The sequence below is a fragment of the Acinetobacter sp. YH01010 genome (assembly GCF_013420775.1).
GTDB lineage: Bacteria > Pseudomonadota > Gammaproteobacteria > Pseudomonadales > Moraxellaceae > Acinetobacter > Acinetobacter amyesii.
The window spans coordinates 1-17,064 of sequence record NZ_VOYF01000027.1 but is presented as its reverse complement, the minus strand read 5'-3'; the positions used below and the strand labels follow the sequence as shown (position 1 = coordinate 17,064).

General features: G+C 44.2%; 15 protein-coding genes, 4 pseudogenes and 1 other annotated feature. Of the genes and pseudogenes, 13 read left to right on the top strand and 6 right to left on the bottom strand.

Annotation, left to right across the window (positions count from 1 at the left end):
- Window positions 1-121: 121 nt before the first annotated feature.
- A pseudogene (locus tag FTT77_RS15845) lies at window positions 122-349 on the bottom strand (mobilization protein); the annotation flags it as partial.
- A 232-nt stretch (window positions 350-581) separates the two neighbouring features.
- Here FTT77_RS15845 and aph(3'')-Ib point away from each other — a divergent pair.
- From aph(3'')-Ib to FTT77_RS15830, 3 genes are all read left to right on the top strand, one after another.
- Window positions 582-1,385 (top strand): aminoglycoside O-phosphotransferase APH(3'')-Ib, encoded by an 804-nt coding sequence (aph(3'')-Ib, locus tag FTT77_RS15840; RefSeq protein ID WP_001082319.1) that lies wholly within the window; start codon window positions 582-584, stop codon window positions 1,383-1,385.
- A complete protein-coding gene (locus FTT77_RS15835; protein ID WP_000480968.1) occupies window positions 1,385-2,221 on the top strand; it encodes an aminoglycoside O-phosphotransferase APH(6)-Id in 837 nt (278 codons plus the stop codon). Before aph(3'')-Ib ends, FTT77_RS15835 begins: the two co-directional genes overlap by 1 nt.
- 167 nt (window positions 2,222-2,388) lie before the next feature.
- A complete protein-coding gene (locus FTT77_RS15830; protein ID WP_052928020.1) occupies window positions 2,389-2,655 on the top strand; it encodes a hypothetical protein in 267 nt (88 codons plus the stop codon).
- A gap of 15 nt (window positions 2,656-2,670) precedes the next feature.
- Here FTT77_RS15830 and tet(Y) read toward each other — a convergent pair whose 3' ends face one another.
- Window positions 2,671-3,846 carry a tetracycline efflux MFS transporter Tet(Y) gene (tet(Y), locus tag FTT77_RS15825; RefSeq protein ID WP_011931119.1) on the bottom strand — a complete coding sequence of 392 codons (1,176 nt, stop codon included), beginning with the start codon at window positions 3,844-3,846 and terminating at the stop codon, window positions 2,671-2,673.
- Between the two features lie 82 nt (window positions 3,847-3,928).
- Between tet(Y) and tetR(Y) the strand changes: the two genes are divergently transcribed.
- Window positions 3,929-4,552, top strand: coding sequence for a tetracycline resistance transcriptional repressor TetR(Y) (tetR(Y), locus tag FTT77_RS15820; RefSeq protein WP_011931118.1), 624 nt, complete (start codon window positions 3,929-3,931; stop codon window positions 4,550-4,552).
- A gap of 63 nt (window positions 4,553-4,615) precedes the next feature.
- On the opposite strand, the gene FTT77_RS15815 is transcribed toward tetR(Y), so the two are convergent.
- Window positions 4,616-4,912, bottom strand: coding sequence for a hypothetical protein (locus tag FTT77_RS15815; protein WP_044501921.1), 297 nt, complete (start codon window positions 4,910-4,912; stop codon window positions 4,616-4,618).
- Between the two features lie 140 nt (window positions 4,913-5,052).
- Window positions 5,053-6,891 (bottom strand): annotated as a pseudogene (locus FTT77_RS15810) (Tn3 family transposase); the annotation flags it as partial.
- 60 nt (window positions 6,892-6,951) lie between these two features.
- Between FTT77_RS15810 and FTT77_RS15805 the strand changes: the two are divergent.
- Together FTT77_RS15805 and FTT77_RS15800 are read left to right on the top strand one after the other, a co-directional pair.
- Window positions 6,952-7,656, top strand: a complete 705-nt coding sequence (locus FTT77_RS15805; protein ID WP_001067856.1) for an IS6-like element IS26 family transposase — start codon at window positions 6,952-6,954, stop codon at window positions 7,654-7,656.
- Between the two features lie 91 nt (window positions 7,657-7,747).
- Window positions 7,748-7,927 carry a hypothetical protein gene (locus FTT77_RS15800; RefSeq protein ID WP_000902128.1) on the top strand — a complete coding sequence of 60 codons (180 nt, stop codon included), beginning with the start codon at window positions 7,748-7,750 and terminating at the stop codon, window positions 7,925-7,927.
- A gap of 153 nt (window positions 7,928-8,080) precedes the next feature.
- Here the strand turns inward: FTT77_RS15800 and FTT77_RS15795 are convergent, their stop codons facing one another.
- On the bottom strand, window positions 8,081-8,896 hold the full coding sequence (locus FTT77_RS15795) for an aminoglycoside O-phosphotransferase APH(3')-Ia (protein WP_000018326.1): 816 nt from the start codon (window positions 8,894-8,896) through the stop codon (window positions 8,081-8,083).
- A gap of 129 nt (window positions 8,897-9,025) precedes the next feature.
- On the opposite strand from FTT77_RS15795, the gene FTT77_RS15790 reads away from it, so the two are divergent.
- Window positions 9,026-9,730: an IS6-like element IS26 family transposase gene (locus tag FTT77_RS15790; protein ID WP_001067856.1), complete on the top strand. Its 705-nt coding sequence runs from the start codon at window positions 9,026-9,028 to the stop codon at window positions 9,728-9,730.
- A gap of 245 nt (window positions 9,731-9,975) precedes the next feature.
- On the opposite strand, the gene FTT77_RS15785 is transcribed toward FTT77_RS15790, so the two are convergent.
- The gene (locus tag FTT77_RS15785) at window positions 9,976-11,154 is read right to left on the bottom strand and encodes a replication initiation protein (protein WP_104442428.1); all 1,179 of its coding nucleotides are present in this window, start codon (window positions 11,152-11,154) and stop codon (window positions 9,976-9,978) included.
- 943 nt (window positions 11,155-12,097) lie between these two features.
- Here FTT77_RS15785 and FTT77_RS15780 point away from each other — a divergent pair.
- The 6 genes and pseudogenes from FTT77_RS15780 to FTT77_RS15755 all read left to right on the top strand — a co-directional run.
- Entirely contained in the window at window positions 12,098-12,874 is a 777-nt protein-coding gene (locus tag FTT77_RS15780; RefSeq protein ID WP_078194342.1) for a ParA family protein, read from the top strand.
- Between the two features lie 11 nt (window positions 12,875-12,885).
- Window positions 12,886-13,797, top strand: a complete 912-nt coding sequence (locus FTT77_RS15775) for a ParB/RepB/Spo0J family partition protein (RefSeq protein ID WP_104442427.1) — start codon at window positions 12,886-12,888, stop codon at window positions 13,795-13,797.
- A gap of 294 nt (window positions 13,798-14,091) precedes the next feature.
- On the top strand, window positions 14,092-14,355 hold the full coding sequence (locus tag FTT77_RS15770; RefSeq protein WP_171285020.1) for a hypothetical protein: 264 nt from the start codon (window positions 14,092-14,094) through the stop codon (window positions 14,353-14,355).
- A 686-nt stretch (window positions 14,356-15,041) separates the two neighbouring features.
- A pseudogene (locus FTT77_RS15765) lies at window positions 15,042-15,176 on the top strand (IS5/IS1182 family transposase); the annotation flags it as partial.
- A 209-nt stretch (window positions 15,177-15,385) separates the two neighbouring features.
- Window positions 15,386-16,155, top strand: a pseudogene (locus FTT77_RS15760) (IS3 family transposase); the annotation flags it as partial.
- Window positions 15,661-15,777, top strand: a sequence feature (AL1L pseudoknot). (Overlaps the previous pseudogene by 117 nt.)
- Before the next feature lie 437 nt (window positions 16,156-16,592).
- On the top strand, window positions 16,593-17,064 hold a 472-nt coding region (locus FTT77_RS15755; protein WP_180182527.1), incomplete at its 3' end, for an IS6-like element IS1006 family transposase.

Genomic DNA, 17,064 nt, shown 5'->3' with positions numbered 1-17,064 from the left:
ACGGACCTTTCGGCGCCGGAAAGACGACGCTCGCTAAGCGGCTGCGCGATCGGCGTTCCAAATCGCTGATCTTTGACCCCGAGGAAATCGGGTTCGTGGTGAAAGAAACGGTCCCCATGCCAGCGAGTATTTTTTGTTTCTCTGCTTCATCTTCCATTTTCTTGAGCAAGTAAGAACCCAGTAAAATTTTACGTCTGGTATCGTTTTTTCGATCTTGTTCTTTCTGTTTTGCCTTTTCACGAGCGTCTTTAGCCTGCTTTTGAGCTTTAAGCTGCTTTAAGCGTTCTTCCTGTTGCTTTAAGCGTTCTTCCTGCTTAGCAATTCTCTGTTCTAAAGATTCATTTGTCATTGTAATTCCCATACCTAAAAAACCATTCAAGCATAGGATACCTGCCATTGAGATTCAATGCCTTCCTAAGCTATAATGGTTTTCCAGAATGGCGCACTTTACCAAACTAATTTCATTAAGTTTGGAAGTCCGAAAGGGGATACCCCTTTACCCCATAAAATTATTTTGTTGTTGTTGAGAAAAGACAAATGAGCCACCTCCGCGCTTCATCAGAAAACTGAAGGAACCTCCATTGAATCGAACTAATATTTTTTTTGGTGAATCGCATTCTGACTGGTTGCCTGTCAGAGGCGGAGAATCTGGTGATTTTGTTTTTCGACGTGGTGACGGGCATGCCTTCGCGAAAATCGCACCTGCTTCCCGCCGCGGTGAGCTCGCTGGAGAGCGTGACCGCCTCATTTGGCTCAAAGGTCGAGGTGTGGCTTGCCCCGAGGTGATCAACTGGCAGGAGGAACAGGAGGGTGCATGCTTGGTGATAACGGCAATTCCGGGAGTACCGGCGGCTGATCTGTCTGGAGCGGATTTGCTCAAAGCGTGGCCGTCAATGGGGCAGCAACTTGGCGCTGTTCACAGCCTATCGGTTGATCAATGTCCGTTTGAGCGCAGACTGTCGCGAATGTTCGGACGCGCCGTTGATGTGGTGTCCCGCAATGCCGTCAATCCCGACTTCTTACCGGACGAGGACAAGAGTACGCCGCAGCTCGATCTTTTGGCTCGTGTCGAACGAGAGCTACCGGTGCGGCTCGACCAAGAGCGCACCGATATGGTTGTTTGCCATGGTGATCCCTGCATGCCGAACTTCATGGTGGACCCTAAAACTCTTCAATGCACGGGTCTGATCGACCTTGGGCGGCTCGGAACAGCAGATCGCTATGCCGATTTGGCACTCATGATTGCTAACGCCGAAGAGAACTGGGCAGCGCCAGATGAAGCAGAGCGCGCCTTCGCTGTCCTATTCAATGTATTGGGGATCGAAGCCCCCGACCGCGAACGCCTTGCCTTCTATCTGCGATTGGACCCTCTGACTTGGGGTTGATGTTCATGCCGCCTGTTTTTCCTGCTCATTGGCACGTTTCGCAACCTGTTCTCATTGCGGACACCTTTTCCAGCCTCGTTTGGAAAGTTTCATTGCCAGACGGGACTCCTGCAATCGTCAAGGGATTGAAACCTATAGAAGACATTGCTGATGAACTGCGCGGGGCCGACTATCTGGTATGGCGCAATGGGAGGGGAGCAGTCCGGTTGCTCGGTCGTGAGAACAATCTGATGTTGCTCGAATATGCCGGGGAGCGAATGCTCTCTCACATCGTTGCCGAGCACGGCGACTACCAGGCGACCGAAATTGCAGCGGAACTAATGGCGAAGCTGTATGCCGCATCTGAGGAACCCCTGCCTTCTGCCCTTCTCCCGATCCGGGATCGCTTTGCAGCTTTGTTTCAGCGGGCGCGCGATGATCAAAACGCAGGTTGTCAAACTGACTACGTCCACGCGGCGATTATAGCCGATCAAATGATGAGCAATGCCTCGGAACTGCGTGGGCTACATGGCGATCTGCATCATGAAAACATCATGTTCTCCAGTCGCGGCTGGCTGGTGATAGATCCCGTCGGTCTGGTCGGTGAAGTGGGCTTTGGCGCCGCCAATATGTTCTACGATCCGGCTGACAGAGACGACCTTTGTCTCGATCCTAGACGCATTGCACAGATGGCGGACGCATTCTCTCGTGCGCTGGACGTCGATCCGCGTCGCCTGCTCGACCAGGCGTACGCTTATGGGTGCCTTTCCGCAGCTTGGAACGCGGATGGAGAAGAGGAGCAACGCGATCTAGCTATCGCGGCCGCGATCAAGCAGGTGCGACAGACGTCATACTAGATATCAAGCGACTTCTCCTATCCCCTGGGAACACATCAATCTTACCGGAGAATATCGTTGGCCAAAGCCTTAGCGTAGGATTTCGCCCTCTCCCGCAAACGACCCCATGTGGGCGGTAAAATCAGCTATGTCCGTATTCCCTCACCTGAAGACTTCTGGTGATGAAAATGGCATCCCCACCCGGAAACTGGAAAACCCGCTATAAAGCCAGTGATCTTGCAGACCATCAAAGATTAGAAATGACCTGCAAGAAATGTAACCGCCTTGTTTATATCAATAAGGCAATGATCAGCTCAATTCGAGGACACGAGCAATTATATTTGGACGAAGTTGAACGACGCGCACGCTGCAAAGCTCAAAATTGCCGTGGCACCATGCGCATGGCAATGGTGCGTCTTGATGAACTCAGCGGTTTTATTGGCGGGATTGCTTGATCTCCCGCCAAGATTTTAAGATCGCAATAAACTGGCTGACTGGCGCAATAATGGTATAGCAATAAGATAAAGGCTTGCTGCGACGAGCCAAACCCAACCATCCCACTGCCCCGCGGTTAAGCCATAAAGCGTCGTAAATCCGACCGGCCCGATAATCGAGGTTATATTCGTCAACCCCGTTAAAGTTCCCTGTAAAGCACCTTGTTTTTCATCGCAAACAAGACCTGAAATAATGGCCTGCAAAGCAGGCATACCAATGCCGCCTGTGGCCAGCATAAAAATTGCCGGCAGAACCATCCAGCTTTGCGTGATAAAAGCCAGCAATAAAAACCCGCACATATCAGCGCCCATTCCAAGCAGCAACACACCGCGGTCACCCAGTCGCTTTGAAAGAGTGCCGGTTAAAACAGCTTGTACGAATGTATGTGCTGCACCAAAAACGGCCAGCGACACACCTGCTGTGCCAATATCCCAATTCAAGCGCTGTTCGCCATAAATCACCCACAAAGCGGCGGGCGCCTGCCCAATCAGCTGCATAAGAAAAAACAACGCAAAAAAGCTGGCAAGTCCCTGAACTGCAAAATTGAAGCGAAAGCCTTCAAACAAATTGATTTTGGCTGGCTGTCCTTCAGGCGGTTGTGACGGCGTTTTGGGCAACAAGAAAGCCACCAAACAAAAGGCAATTGCATTGAGAAGAGCCCCTGCCACAAAGGGCGCATGCACAGATATATCACCAAGAACACCGCCAATAGCAGGCCCTGCAATCATACCTGCACCAAAACACGCCCCCATAAAACCAAACCAACGCGCACGTTCTTCCTGTTTAGTTGTATCAGCGATAATTGATGCCGCGATTGCACCAGTTGCTCCGGTAACACCTGAGATAATCCGGCCGATATAAAGCACCCATAAAACAGGCGCTGCCGCCATTATGCTATAATCAATCGTGGCACCTAAAAATGAAACCAGCAAAATAATCCGCCGTCCATAGCGGTCAGATAACCGCCCTAAAACGGGCGCGCAAAAGACCTGCATAAACGCATAAAGCGATAAAAAAACACCATAGTGAAATGCTGTTTGCTCTGCCGGTACAAATTCATTTAATAAAGCCGGAACCACCGGCATGATTAATCCCAAACCAATCGCATCAAGCGCGACAACAATGAGTGCGGTTATAAGTGATTTTGACATAGATGTGACTTTTATTTATCATTGATAAGTTGGCGATAATAAACTTTATCAACGATAAATTGTCAAGAGGTAATGCAATAAAATGACCAAATTGGATCGTGAGACCGTTATTCAGGCTGCACTTGAACTTCTCAACGAAGTCGGTGTTGACAATTTAACAACGCGAAAATTGGCCGAGCGCCTGAAGGTGCAGCAACCTGCTCTTTATTGGCATTTTCGCAATAAGCGCGCCCTGCTTGATGCCTTATCTGAAGCCATGTTAGAAAAAAATCACACCCGCACCGTGCCTCAGACAGGAGAAGACTGGCGTGTCTTTTTAAAAGAAAATGCACTCAGCTTTCGTAGCGCACTGCTTTCTTATCGTGATGGCGCACGCATTCATGCGGGCACACGCCCAACCAGTGCGCAATATGAGCGCGTGGAAAAACAGATCAGATTTTTATGTGAGAGCGGATTTGAACAGCCCGATGCCGTACGGGCATTAGTGATTGTCAGTCATTATACGACGGGCTCTGTCAGTGAGCAGCAAGCAGCCCTCGAAGATAGTTCTGAACGCAAACAAGCCTCAAAAGAAGCCCCTGCACAGCCATCACAGTTTCTATCTCATGCCTTTGATACATTCGATGCGGAAGGTGCCGATTTTGCCTTTGAATATGGATTGGATGCTTTAATTTCCGGTCTGGAAATGAAGAAAGCCACAAAATAACTTAGCAGATGCAACATAAAAAAGCCCCGCAAAGCGAGGCTTTTAAAATGATTAACTTAAAGATTATGCTTTTGGTGCAGCTTTTGGTTTGCGTGTTGAATAGACGACAAAGAACCCTGCAACCAAACCATAACCAAGCCATTTAAATGGCAGTATATCCGCATCTTCGCTGCGGATTGCACGTACCGCAACCGTGCCCGGACGTGTTTCCACACCCGCTTTACCACTGCTTTGAGCCGCTTCAATCTGATCAGGTGAGACGACCCATTCACGGCCTGTATATTTATCATAGGCCATAAAACCAAAGCCCACGATGAGTGCGGTGATTGCGCCTGCAATCAAACGAATGCGCATATTCATATCAAATTTCCATTATTTAATCTTGTTCAGCTTTTAAGCTGACAACAGCAAAAACATCAATTAGCAAAGCCGATCACTTATTATTATCTAATTCAAAATCACAAAATGGGGTCGTTTGCGGGAGGGGGCGGAATCCTACGCTAAGGCTTTGGCCAGCGATATTCTCCGGTGAGATTGATGTGTTCCCATCCGAGCGGCGAAACATGGGCCAAGAGATCGGGCGATAGCAGCTTTCCATCGCGTTTCTGGTTTGCAACGACCTCGCCGAGCTTCATGGTGTTCCAGAAGATGATGATGGCGGCGAGCAGATTCATGCCGGCGATGCGGTAATGCTGGCCTTCGGCGGAACGGTCGCGGATTTCACCGCGGCGGTGGAAGCTGATTGCCCGCTTCAGCGCATGATGAGCTTCGCCTTTGTTGAGCCCGATCTGGGCACGCCGTTGGAGTTCGGCATCCAGAATCCAGTCGATCATGAACAGGGTGCGCTCGACGCGACCGACTTCCCGCAGGGCTGTCGCGAGCTCGTTCTGCCGCGGATAGGAGGCGAGTTTCCGCAGAATCTGGCTTGGCGCGACGGTCCCGGCAGCAATGGTGGCGGCGATGCGCAGGATGTCGGGCCAATTGCGCTCGATCATGGCTTGGTTGACCTTTCCGCCGATCAACGCTCGCAGGTGCGCCGGGGCGGCCGACGGATTGAACGCGTAGAGCCGTTTGGATGGCAGGTCGCGGATGCGCGGAGCGAACCGGTAGCCGAGAATGGCACATGCGGCAAAGACGTGATCGGTGAAGCCGCCCGTGTCGGTGAACTGCTCGCGGATATGGCGTCCAGCATCGTTCATCAGCAGGCCATCGAGGATGTAAGGCGCTTCGCTTGCCGTTGCAGGAATCACCTGGGTTGCGAACGGCGCATATTGGTCGGAGACGTGGCTATAGGCTTTCAGGCCCGGGGTATTGCCATATTTCGCGTTGACCAGGTTCATGGCCTCACCTTGCTCTGTAGCGACGAAGAACTGTCCGTCGCTCGAAGCCGACGTGCCCATGCCCCAGAACCGGGCCATGGGTAACGCTGCCTGTGCCTCGACCACCATGGCCAGCGCCCGGTCATAGGCTTCGCCCTCGACATGCCACCGTCCAATGCGGATCAATTCCCAGAAGGTGTGGGTGTTTGTCGCATCCGCCATTTTGCGCAAGCCGAGGTTGATCCCTTCCGCCAAGATAACGTTCATTAGCCCGATCCGGTCAGCGCAGGGTGCTCCTGTGCGCAGATGGGTGAACGCTTCGGTGAAGCCGGTCGCCGCATCCACCTCCAGCAGGAGATCGGTGATGCGCGTGGGCGGGATCTGCTTGTAGAGATCGAGCACCAGATCTTCGGCGCCTGTCGGCGCGGCGGCTTCGAGTTTCTCGATATGCAGAACGCCGTTTTCAATCGACCCGCCCGGGATCGTGCCTGCGCGAGCGGCACGGCCAAGCTCGCGCAACCGCATGTCGAGGCGAGCTTGCCGGTCTGCCAGCCATTCCTCCGGCCGCAATGGCACAGCGAGACGACCGCCTTCCGCGATGGATTGTGCCGGAACGAGTGCGTGTTTCAGATCGCCATAGCGCCGGGACCTAGTAAGCCAGACATCTCCGGAGCGGAACGCATCGCGCAGATGGAACAGCACCGCGATCTCCCATAGGCGAGCGTCGCCAGCCCTCTGGGCCCGAAGGTGGCGATGCCATTTCGAGCTGGGCCGCAAGAAGCTGGTCATCGCGGCATCGTTCAAACCGGTACGAAGGGCCGTCACCGCTTCCAGAAGCGGCAGTGCAACGGGCGCAGCTCGCAGATCGAGCAGGCGCAACATGCGTGGAGCGTATCGGCGGAAGCGGTGATAACCGTCGAGCACATGATTGAGCGGATCGTCGGCCATGGTGGCGGTCAGCCTGGTTGCCATTGCAACAAGGGTTTTTAAGCCGTCCCACCCTGACCCACTCGCGATGGCACTGTTGCAAATAGTCGGTGGTGATAAACTTATCATCCCCTTTTGCTGATGGAGCTGCACATGAACCCATTCAAAGGCCGGCATTTTCAGCGTGACATCATTCTGTGGGCCGTACGCTGGTACTGCAAATACGGCATCAGTTACCGTGAGCTGCAGGAGATGCTGGCTGAACGCGGAGTGAATGTCGATCACTCCACGATTTACCGCTGGGTTCAGCGTTATGCGCCTGAAATGGAAAAACGGCTGCGCTGGTACTGGCGTAACCCTTCCGATCTTTGCCCGTGGCACATGGATGAAACCTACGTGAAGGTCAATGGCCGCTGGGCGTATCTGTACCGGGCCGTCGACAGCCGGGGCCGCACTGTCGATTTTTATCTCTCCTCCCGTCGTAACAGCAAAGCTGCATACCGGTTTCTGGGTAAAATCCTCAACAACGTGAAGAAGTGGCAGATCCCGCGATTCATCAACACGGATAAAGCGCCCGCCTATGGTCGCGCGCTTGCTCTGCTCAAACGCGAAGGCCGGTGCCCGTCTGACGTTGAACACCGACAGATTAAGTACCGGAACAACGTGATTGAATGCGATCATGGCAAACTGAAACGGATAATCGGCGCCACGCTGGGATTTAAATCCATGAAGACGGCTTACGCCACCATCAAAGGTATTGAGGTGATGCGTGCACTACGCAAAGGCCAGGCCTCAGCATTTTATTATGGTGATCCCCTGGGCGAAATGCGCCTGGTAAGCAGAGTTTTTGAAACGTAAGGCCTTTGAATAAGACAAAAGGCTGCCTCATCGCTAACTTTGCAACAGTGCCGAATTTAGCGCGGTCGCTAAACATTTCGGCACCACCCAGGTGCTGCACGATATCAATCTGAAAATTGATGCCGGTGAATACCGGCTGGCTGCCGACGATCCGGATGAGGAGAACACCCTCGCCACGGCAGTTTTCACCCTCGATGCCAACCACGTCAGGTGGCAAATTTTCGACATTAACCGCGACGATGCTAAATTTCAGGGAGAAGTGCGTGGGTGAGATAGCCGGTCGTCAGTCATAAAGGGCAGGGTAGTACCGTTGGCCCGGCGTTCGATAGTACCGTCCGGATACTGCCAGATATCGGCGTCCAGGGAGATGTCCTGAAGCGCGGTGTCCGGAATTTCAGGTTTGTGTCTCTACAAAGACTAACTATCAGAAAAACTCATCGAGCATCAAATGAAACTGCAATTTATTCATATCAGGATTATCAATACCATATTTTTGAAAAAGCCGTTTCTGTAATGAAGGAGAAAACTCACCGAGGCAGTTCCATAGGATGGCAAGATCCTGGTATCGGTCTGCGATTCCGACTCGTCCAACATCAATACAACCTATTAATTTCCCCTCGTCAAAAATAAGGTTATCAAGTGAGAAATCACCATGAGTGACGACTGAATCCGGTGAGAATGGCAAAAGCTTATGCATTTCTTTCCAGACTTGTTCAACAGGCCAGCCATTACGCTCGTCATCAAAATCACTAGCATCAACCAAACCGTTATTCATTCGTGATTGCGCCTGAGCGAGACGAAATACGCGATCGCTGTTAAAAGGACAATTACAAACAGGAATCGAATGCAACCGGCGCAGGAACACTGCCAGCGCATCAACAATATTTTCACCTGAATCAGGATATTCTTCTAATACCTGGAATGCTGTTTTCCCGGGGATCGCAGTGGTGAGTAACCATGCATCATCAGGAGTACGGATAAAATGCTTGATGGTCGGAAGAGGCATAAATGCCGTCAGCCAGTTTAGTCTGACCATCTCATCTGTAACATCATTGGCAACGCTACCTTTGCCATGTTTCAGAAACAACTCTGGCGCATTGGGCTTCCCATACAATCGATAGATTGTCGCACCTGATTGCCCGACATTATCGCGAGCCCATCTATACCCATATAAATCAGCATCCAGGTTGGAATTTAATCGCGGCCTCGAGCAAGACGTTTCCCGTTGAATATGGCTCATAACACCCCTTGTATTACTGTTTATGTAAGCAGACAGTTTTATTGTTCATGATGATATATTTTTATCGGCACTGTTGCAAATAGTCGGTGGTGATAAACTTATCATCCCCTTTTGCTGATGGAGCTGCACATGAACCCATTCAAAGGCCGGCATTTTCAGCGTGACATCATTCTGTGGGCCGTACGCTGGTACTGCAAATACGGCATCAGTTACCGTGAGCTGCAGGAGATGCTGGCTGAACGCGGAGTGAATGTCGATCACTCCACGATTTACCGCTGGGTTCAGCGTTATGCGCCTGAAATGGAAAAACGGCTGCGCTGGTACTGGCGTAACCCTTCCGATCTTTGCCCGTGGCACATGGATGAAACCTACGTGAAGGTCAATGGCCGCTGGGCGTATCTGTACCGGGCCGTCGACAGCCGGGGCCGCACTGTCGATTTTTATCTCTCCTCCCGTCGTAACAGCAAAGCTGCATACCGGTTTCTGGGTAAAATCCTCAACAACGTGAAGAAGTGGCAGATCCCGCGATTCATCAACACGGATAAAGCGCCCGCCTATGGTCGCGCGCTTGCTCTGCTCAAACGCGAAGGCCGGTGCCCGTCTGACGTTGAACACCGACAGATTAAGTACCGGAACAACGTGATTGAATGCGATCATGGCAAACTGAAACGGATAATCGGCGCCACGCTGGGATTTAAATCCATGAAGACGGCTTACGCCACCATCAAAGGTATTGAGGTGATGCGTGCACTACGCAAAGGCCAGGCCTCAGCATTTTATTATGGTGATCCCCTGGGCGAAATGCGCCTGGTAAGCAGAGTTTTTGAAACGTAAGGCCTTTGAATAAGACAAAAGGCTGCCTCATCGCTAACTTTGCAACAGTGCCCCATAAAATACTCCATATATTGATGTTTATAACATCATTTGAGGAGCAGAATATCAATTATAGGAGTTGTTCAAATTTCCGGATCCATCTCTGTTGAAAATGAACGTTCAATATAACTGTTTTACTAATTAAAGTTATAAGTGGTTTCTTGAACTAAGAATAGCCGATAAAAGTGTAGCAAGTTGCTACACTCCTAGATAATATCCTTTCCGAAAATTTCATTTAGACGATCCTTGATGTCTTCCACAAATTTACTATCAGTTTTCAATTTATTTTTCATTTTTCTCTTAAAGTCACTTAAGCTCATTCCAACTTCAGCAAAATCCATTTGAAATAATGAATCATTGATAACAACGTTTGCTTGAGAGTCTGTGAGGCAACCTACAGTCTTAAACCACTTTTCAAGCTGTAAATAATTAGCATCATCATTAAAAATATACCATGAACGTACAGTGGTATCGAATTTTGCACCTAGATCTTTTACCTCAGCATTATCTTCAAATGGAACATCTAAGTAGATCTTTAATTTTTCGGCCTTTTTATTTTCAATTACAGGCTTTTCAAAACCACGATGATGTAGTTTAAATTTTACGCCTACAATAGGGCGTCCTTTTTTAATTGTTTCATATTCTAACTGTAGATCGGTGTTTTCATTAATTTCAGCTACAATTTTATCTAATACATAACGTCGAAAATCGACCCAACGGTCATATTTAGTTTCATTTATATCAATTAGAGCTTTGAGATTCTCTAATAATAATGGAACTTCGTAGATTTCTTGAGTCTTAAATTTGAATTCGTTTTTTATGAAATAGGTATAAAGACTCATACTTGCAACTGAATCTAGAGCAAATAAATGTTTTAGTTGGTATGTAGTAAAATTACCACCAGCTAATTGAGTAAAGTAAGGTAATACTTCACTGGTAAATCTGATTTGAAGTGCATTCTTTGAATCATCTTCCCATCTTAACTCACGGATAATAGGGACAACCGAGTGAACTCTTTTAGTCTTTTTCTTTATATCATCTACAGGTTCTTCAATTACAAAGTGCGCCACACGGGATGAAAGTTCTTTGTAAATTCGATCAATGGCTACATTAATTGAATTTCGCTTACTTAATCCCAGTAATTCAGCTAAATCATCTTTATACAGATAGATGTATGTTTGTTCACTAATCTCTTTATCGATATGATTCTTCTCACCGTAATTGGCAACAGCCATCGCATATAAAAGTGCTTTATATTCATTCGCTGACAATTCAATAGGTCGTATCAAACGATTGCTAGTACTTACAACCCCATTGTGACGAATATTACCTATGCAGTACGGGATTGAATCCAGCTCTTCTTTGTTATGGCTTAGTTCTGACATAAAGTGTATTAACTATTTTAAGTGTGCTTAACTTGATTATGCATGTTATATAAAAAAGTGGAAAAAGATTCAACACTTTCACCTAAAAAACCTAAGGTGGAATACTTGTCACCAAATTTAGGTAAAAATCCATTAAAGTGGAAATATATTTTTAAATTCCACTACAAGATGACAAATACTCCACTTTTAGATGTTTTTGATTCTTTATAGAAATACGGATTGATGAATAAACACCCATAATGGATTTTAAATAATCAATTAACCTATTTCGATATGACAAGTTTTCCACCTTTAAAAACGCAGATCACTGAAAAAAAATATCGAGTTTAGTCATAAGAACAAAATATCTGCATTCTAGGGTGAGTGCGTGAAATTCTTTCCACTCTTAGATCAATGAATATATCAAAAAATGGTGTAGTAAAAAAAAGCCTTGCAACTTTATCCACAATATTATTTTTGTAAGTGATTTTTTTTCCACTCTTGCACTTAAATTCATTAAGTTATCAACATCATAAATAATTGTTTTATATATGTTTTAAATGATAATACATATATTTTATAATTAACAGTGAAAAACATTCCACCATAGTGACAAATACTCCACTTTTAAGTGACAAATACTCCACTTTACAGTGACATATATTCCACTTTTAAGTGATCATCTTTCCACTTATAGAAGACAACTCTTCCACTTTAAGATGACAAACCCTCCACCTTAAAGTTGATATGGTATTGTTTTTAAATGAAAAATATCAACTTAATTATTAATTAACTTAAATTATTAATTACTATTAATTATTAAATAAGCTAGCTATATAAAACTTTAAATTTAAAATTGCTTTAGCGTTATACAAATGACTGTTTTAAATTTAAAAGGTGTAGTAACTTAGCCCAAAGTTATTTATATTAATAGTAATTTTAAATATAGAATGATTTGACAAGTATGTCTGCAAAAATTATTGCTGTTGCGAATCACAAGGGTGGTTGTGGTAAAACAACAACAGTTGTTCATTTAGCCTCTGAGCTAGCAAACTTAGGAAAAAAAGTGCTTGTGATTGATTTAGATCCTCAAGCAAATGCTAGCTTGCATATTGGTTTAAAACATCCAAGTGAAGTTGGAGTAACAACCGCTGAGTTATTAGTAGGTGATGTCTCATTACTTACTGACGCTTTAGAAGAAGATACTAATTTTGATAATGTTTCACTAATTTATGGTTCTCTCAATTTAGGAAAAACTGAGGACCAATTAAAAGAAGATGCGCCAAGACCATCAGAAGAACTCACTACAAAATTAGAACTATTAAAAGATCTTTATGATTTTATTTTAATTGACTGCCCTCCAAGTTTAAAACTATTGACGAGTAATGCTTTGGCATCTTCAACACATGTAATTATCCCGATTGAATCTGGCTCACAATATGGTCTATATGGTGTTACAGACTTACTTAATCATTTAGAAAAAATAAAGCGAATCAATCCGGAGCTACAATTATTAGGTGCACTACTTATTAAGCACGATGAGAGACAAAATGTTTGTAAACTCATTCGTGATGAAGCATTTAAGCAAGTGGGCTATATTATGGAAACGACTATTCCACAAAGTACAAAAGTAAATCAAGCCGCAATTATGCAGCAGTCTTTACTTAAGCTAGACAAAAGTGGAAAGGTTCGAAAGGCTTTTGAAAGTTTAGCTAAAGAAGTTTTAGCTAAAGTTAACTGATTGAGAATTTTATGGCAACTGCAAAAGAACTTTTAGCTCAAAAGCTGAAACAAAATACTCAAAAGCATCAATTAGCTCAAAAAGATAATATCAAGGAATTAAAGGAATTTAGACGAAATGTCCCCATTGAAGACATTTCACGGAGTCCTTATCAACCGCGTAGAAAATTTGATGAGCAGGAAATCAAAGAACTGGCTGAATCGATCGATGAAGTTGGTTTGTTGCAACCCATCACTGTTCGTAAACTTGAAAATTTAAAATTTGAACTAATTGCAGGTGAACGTCGATTACGTGCGCATGAAATTCTAAAAAAATCGACCATTGAAGCCATTATTATTGATGCAAATAATGAAGAAGCTTCACTACTTACACTAGCTGAAAATTTAAAACGCCAGGATTTAACAGACTTCGAAATCTATATTGGTCTAGTAGGTTTGGATGAAAATTTAAAGAAAAATAAACAACGTTTAGCGAAGTCTTTAGGCTTAAATCGCGAAGACATGTATAAATATTTATCTTTTGAAAAGTTGCCTAAAGCCATCTTGAATGATTTGGTAAATGAGCCCCAGTTATTAGGTCGAACTGCTGCAACAGCTTTTAAAAAATTTCTTGCAGATCACGACGAAATAAAACAACGTGCTGAAAAAGCCTTGTTAACTGTTTGGACAAAAGTAAAGAATGGCCAACTTGAGCAAACTAAGGCTGTTGCACAAGCTACGAAATATCTAGTTCAAGATAATAACGATTCTCCATCAACATCGCTTGTAAAAAAAATTGAATATGCTGGGAAAGTTGCTGGAAATATTAAATTTAATGATAAGTTATTAAAGGTTTCTTTAAAAATTTCTCATTTTGATGATGCTAGTTTAGAAAAATTAGAAAACCTATTGAAAGAGTTGGTAGAGAAAAATCAAGAAGTGTAGCAACTTGCTACACTTCTTTTCTTTAAAATATGTCTGATAGTATAATCTTGGGGATACCTAGTAATAAAATTAATCTTAATTAAAAACAATTTTTTTATAATATATATTTATAAAAGTTAGGTGCTGTTGACATTTGCTGTATAAAAAAATAGTGAGAAAGTAAAATTCAATCGACAAACCACATACCAACTTGTTATGCATTCCAACAATGCTGGCGCATAATCAATGGTCTAAGTCTTTAAATTAATATCAAATGATGCAAATCAAGAATAGGTTTCTATTGATGCCTCTCATATGCGAGTGCATCAACATAAGGCAGGAGTGAAAGACCAAGCTATTTCTAATAACGTTGGTGGAAATAGTTCTATAATCTATTTAGTTGTGGATGCGGATGGAAATCCTATTGAATCTATTTTTAATGATAGCAAGACCCATGATGTGAAAGTGCATCTTATTTGTTTGATATTTGGATTTAAAGGAAAAGAAATATTGTGTGCAGATAGGAGTTATAATTCAGAATTATTTAGAGAAAAATTGAGAAAACCGAAACCAAAGTAAATATACTAAAAAAATGTAAGTCTAAATCTAGTAATCAACATATGGATTGGTGTTTATATAAAATCAGGTATTCAATGGAAAATGCATTAACAAGATTAAAAAATATTTACGATGAACTGCCAATCGGTATGACAGGCTAATGCGGAACTATGAAAACTCCGTTGCTTTAGCCTGTATCTTTATCTGGTTACCATTATGAAATGTCAACAAAATCTAAATTATTTTTGGATTTGTTAGAAATAGATTGATCTGGAGTTGGTCACTAAAATCATTCTAAAATTAAAAAATATAACTTATAGTGATTAGCTTCGATTATATGCAAATTATATAACTTGTAATAGACGCAAAAGTTGTGCCTGTGAAAGAGATAATACTTAAAACTTGTCCTAACCACTTATATAACATTGGAGGATAACTAAGAATTTTGATGCTGCATTTACAATAAAAGAAAAAATTGGGCTTGTGAATGTATTTGGCGGTTTGAAAAAATTCAAATTTATTGCTTAGCGATATCGCAATTGAGGCAAAATATTAGGTTATAGATCCCATTCTATTACTGGAATCTATAACCTAGAACTGAATAAAGAATGACTTATGAAAGAACCCTATTATTAATCTTCATAATCTAGAAAGGCTTTGTTGCACAAACCTATCTGTAAAGGCTTATTCAACATTATAATTCTCAAATGAATAAGCCCACATCTAAAATATATCGCACAACCAATTGGCCTTCTTATAACAGAGCATTAATAAATCGAGGAAATATCTCTATTTTGTTTGATCCCAAAACTCAATGGTACGCTCAACCAAAAGGCAAGCATTGAATAGCCACCACTTTCCTAGAAAAATATCGTCTATTCTTTTTTAGGAAAAGTTGAATATTCGACTTGATAGTAGTCATATTTATTATCTTTTGTGACACAAATTACGTCATCTAATGCCTGCGGTGTATCGTCAGTATCATCAATCGCTTTAAATAATGAACCGTACCGGGGTTGTCGGAGAGTCAATATTCTGAGAGACTATTCCGATGACAAAATTAAAATATACCCCTGAAATCAGAGAAAGAGCGGTTCAATTATTGATTGAATCTGAAAAAGATTATCCTTCTACTTGGGCTGCAATCACAGCAATTGCGCCTAAGATCGGTTGTACTCCTGAAACACTACGTGTTTGGTATCAAAAATACTTAGATCAACAAAATCCCGCCAAAGTACAACAGATATCTGATCAAGAAAAAATGAAGCAAATGGAACGTGAAATTAAAGAATTAAAACGTGCCAATGAAATTCTACGTAAAGCAGCCGCTTTTTTCGCCCAGGCGGAGCTCGACCGCCCACACAAATAATGGTGGATTTTATCCATAATAATAAAGAGCTGTACGGAGTCGAGGCGATTTGTAGAATTTTACCGATCGCACCTTCAACCTATTACCGGACTCTAGATCTCTGTGAAAATCCAGAACATCGAGCAAAGCGAGATCTACATGATCTACATGATCTACATGATTTGCATGATTTGCATCATGCTGAACAAATTAAACGAATTTGGAAAGAAAGTTCAGGTCGGTATGGTGTACGTAAAGTCTGGCAAAAACTGAAACGTGAAGGCTTTATTATTGCGCGCTGTACTGTTGCTCGATTAATGCAAAAGCTAGGTATACAAGGTGTTTGGCGTGGGAAGAATAAATACACCACCCGTAGCCGAGATGATCAAAAAAGAGCGGATTATTTAGTGAAACGTAATTTTACTGCTGATTATCCAAACCAACTATGGGTCGGTGACTTCAGTGTGCCGCAGCAAGTGGCGTAAGAGATGAGGGTATGGCCCCTCGCTATCGGCTTGCAGGAGCAGGTAGCAAACCACCATAAGCGGCTTGGATCAAAAGTCCCGGTCGTGAGCGTTATGGAAAAGGCATCGTAGAGATGTCAGGTAAGAATTAGGAAGGCGAACAACAGTGAACTGCCGTTCAAGTGTCGAAAGTACTCAAATGACATCAAAACCGGGGATGGAAGTTACCCCGCGATTAGTTTGGCCGTTACCTGCTTACGGGCCATTCGGTGTCCGGCGTAGAGGCAGCGCGGTCCTAATTCAGGCTCTTACGTTGAACTGCGGGAACCTTCGGTGGCGATGTCAAGCGAAAGGCACAAGCTCAAAAGGCAAGGCTGATAATAGGGCACTGTTGCAAATAACCACGAATGGTAAGCTGAAGACTGTTTTAGCTAAAGGTGCAGCATATGAATCCTTTCCATGGTCGGCATTTTCAGGGCGAAATCATTCTTTGGGCTGTGCGCTGGTATTGTAAATATGGCATTAGCTATCGTGAACTGCAGGAAATGCTGGCCGAACGGGGTGTGAATGTTGATCACACGACTATTTACCGTTGGGTTCAACGTTATGCTCCTGAAATAGAAAAACGTTTACGCTGGTATTGGCATAATCCTACAGATCTGAGCTCGTGGCATATTGATGAAACCTATGTAAAAGTGAATGGACGATGGTCTTATCTGTATCGTGCAGTCGATCAACGTGGCGATACCATTGATTTTTATCTTTCTTCTAGACGTAATACCAAATCAGCATATTGTTTTCTTGGAAAAATTTTAAATAATGTGAAGAAGTGGCAAATTCCACAAGTGATCAACACGGATAAAGCACCCACATATGGACGTGCTTTATCACGGTTAAAACGGGAAGGTAAATGTCCAC

Coding starts and splice junctions, on each gene's coding strand:
- FTT77_RS15835 (WP_000480968.1), top strand. CDS start 1,385: ATGTTCATGCCGCCTGTTTTTCCTGCTCATTGGCACGTTTCGCAACCT.
- FTT77_RS15830 (WP_052928020.1), top strand. CDS start 2,389: ATGGCATCCCCACCCGGAAACTGGAAAACCCGCTATAAAGCCAGTGAT.
- FTT77_RS15815 (WP_044501921.1), bottom strand. CDS start 4,912: ATGAATATGCGCATTCGTTTGATTGCAGGCGCAATCACCGCACTCATC.
- FTT77_RS15805 (WP_001067856.1), top strand. CDS start 6,952: ATGAACCCATTCAAAGGCCGGCATTTTCAGCGTGACATCATTCTGTGG.
- FTT77_RS15795 (WP_000018326.1), bottom strand. CDS start 8,896: ATGAGCCATATTCAACGGGAAACGTCTTGCTCGAGGCCGCGATTAAAT.
- FTT77_RS15790 (WP_001067856.1), top strand. CDS start 9,026: ATGAACCCATTCAAAGGCCGGCATTTTCAGCGTGACATCATTCTGTGG.
- FTT77_RS15785 (WP_104442428.1), bottom strand. CDS start 11,154: ATGTCAGAACTAAGCCATAACAAAGAAGAGCTGGATTCAATCCCGTAC.
- FTT77_RS15780 (WP_078194342.1), top strand. CDS start 12,098: ATGTCTGCAAAAATTATTGCTGTTGCGAATCACAAGGGTGGTTGTGGT.
- FTT77_RS15775 (WP_104442427.1), top strand. CDS start 12,886: ATGGCAACTGCAAAAGAACTTTTAGCTCAAAAGCTGAAACAAAATACT.
- FTT77_RS15770 (WP_171285020.1), top strand. CDS start 14,092: ATGCGAGTGCATCAACATAAGGCAGGAGTGAAAGACCAAGCTATTTCT.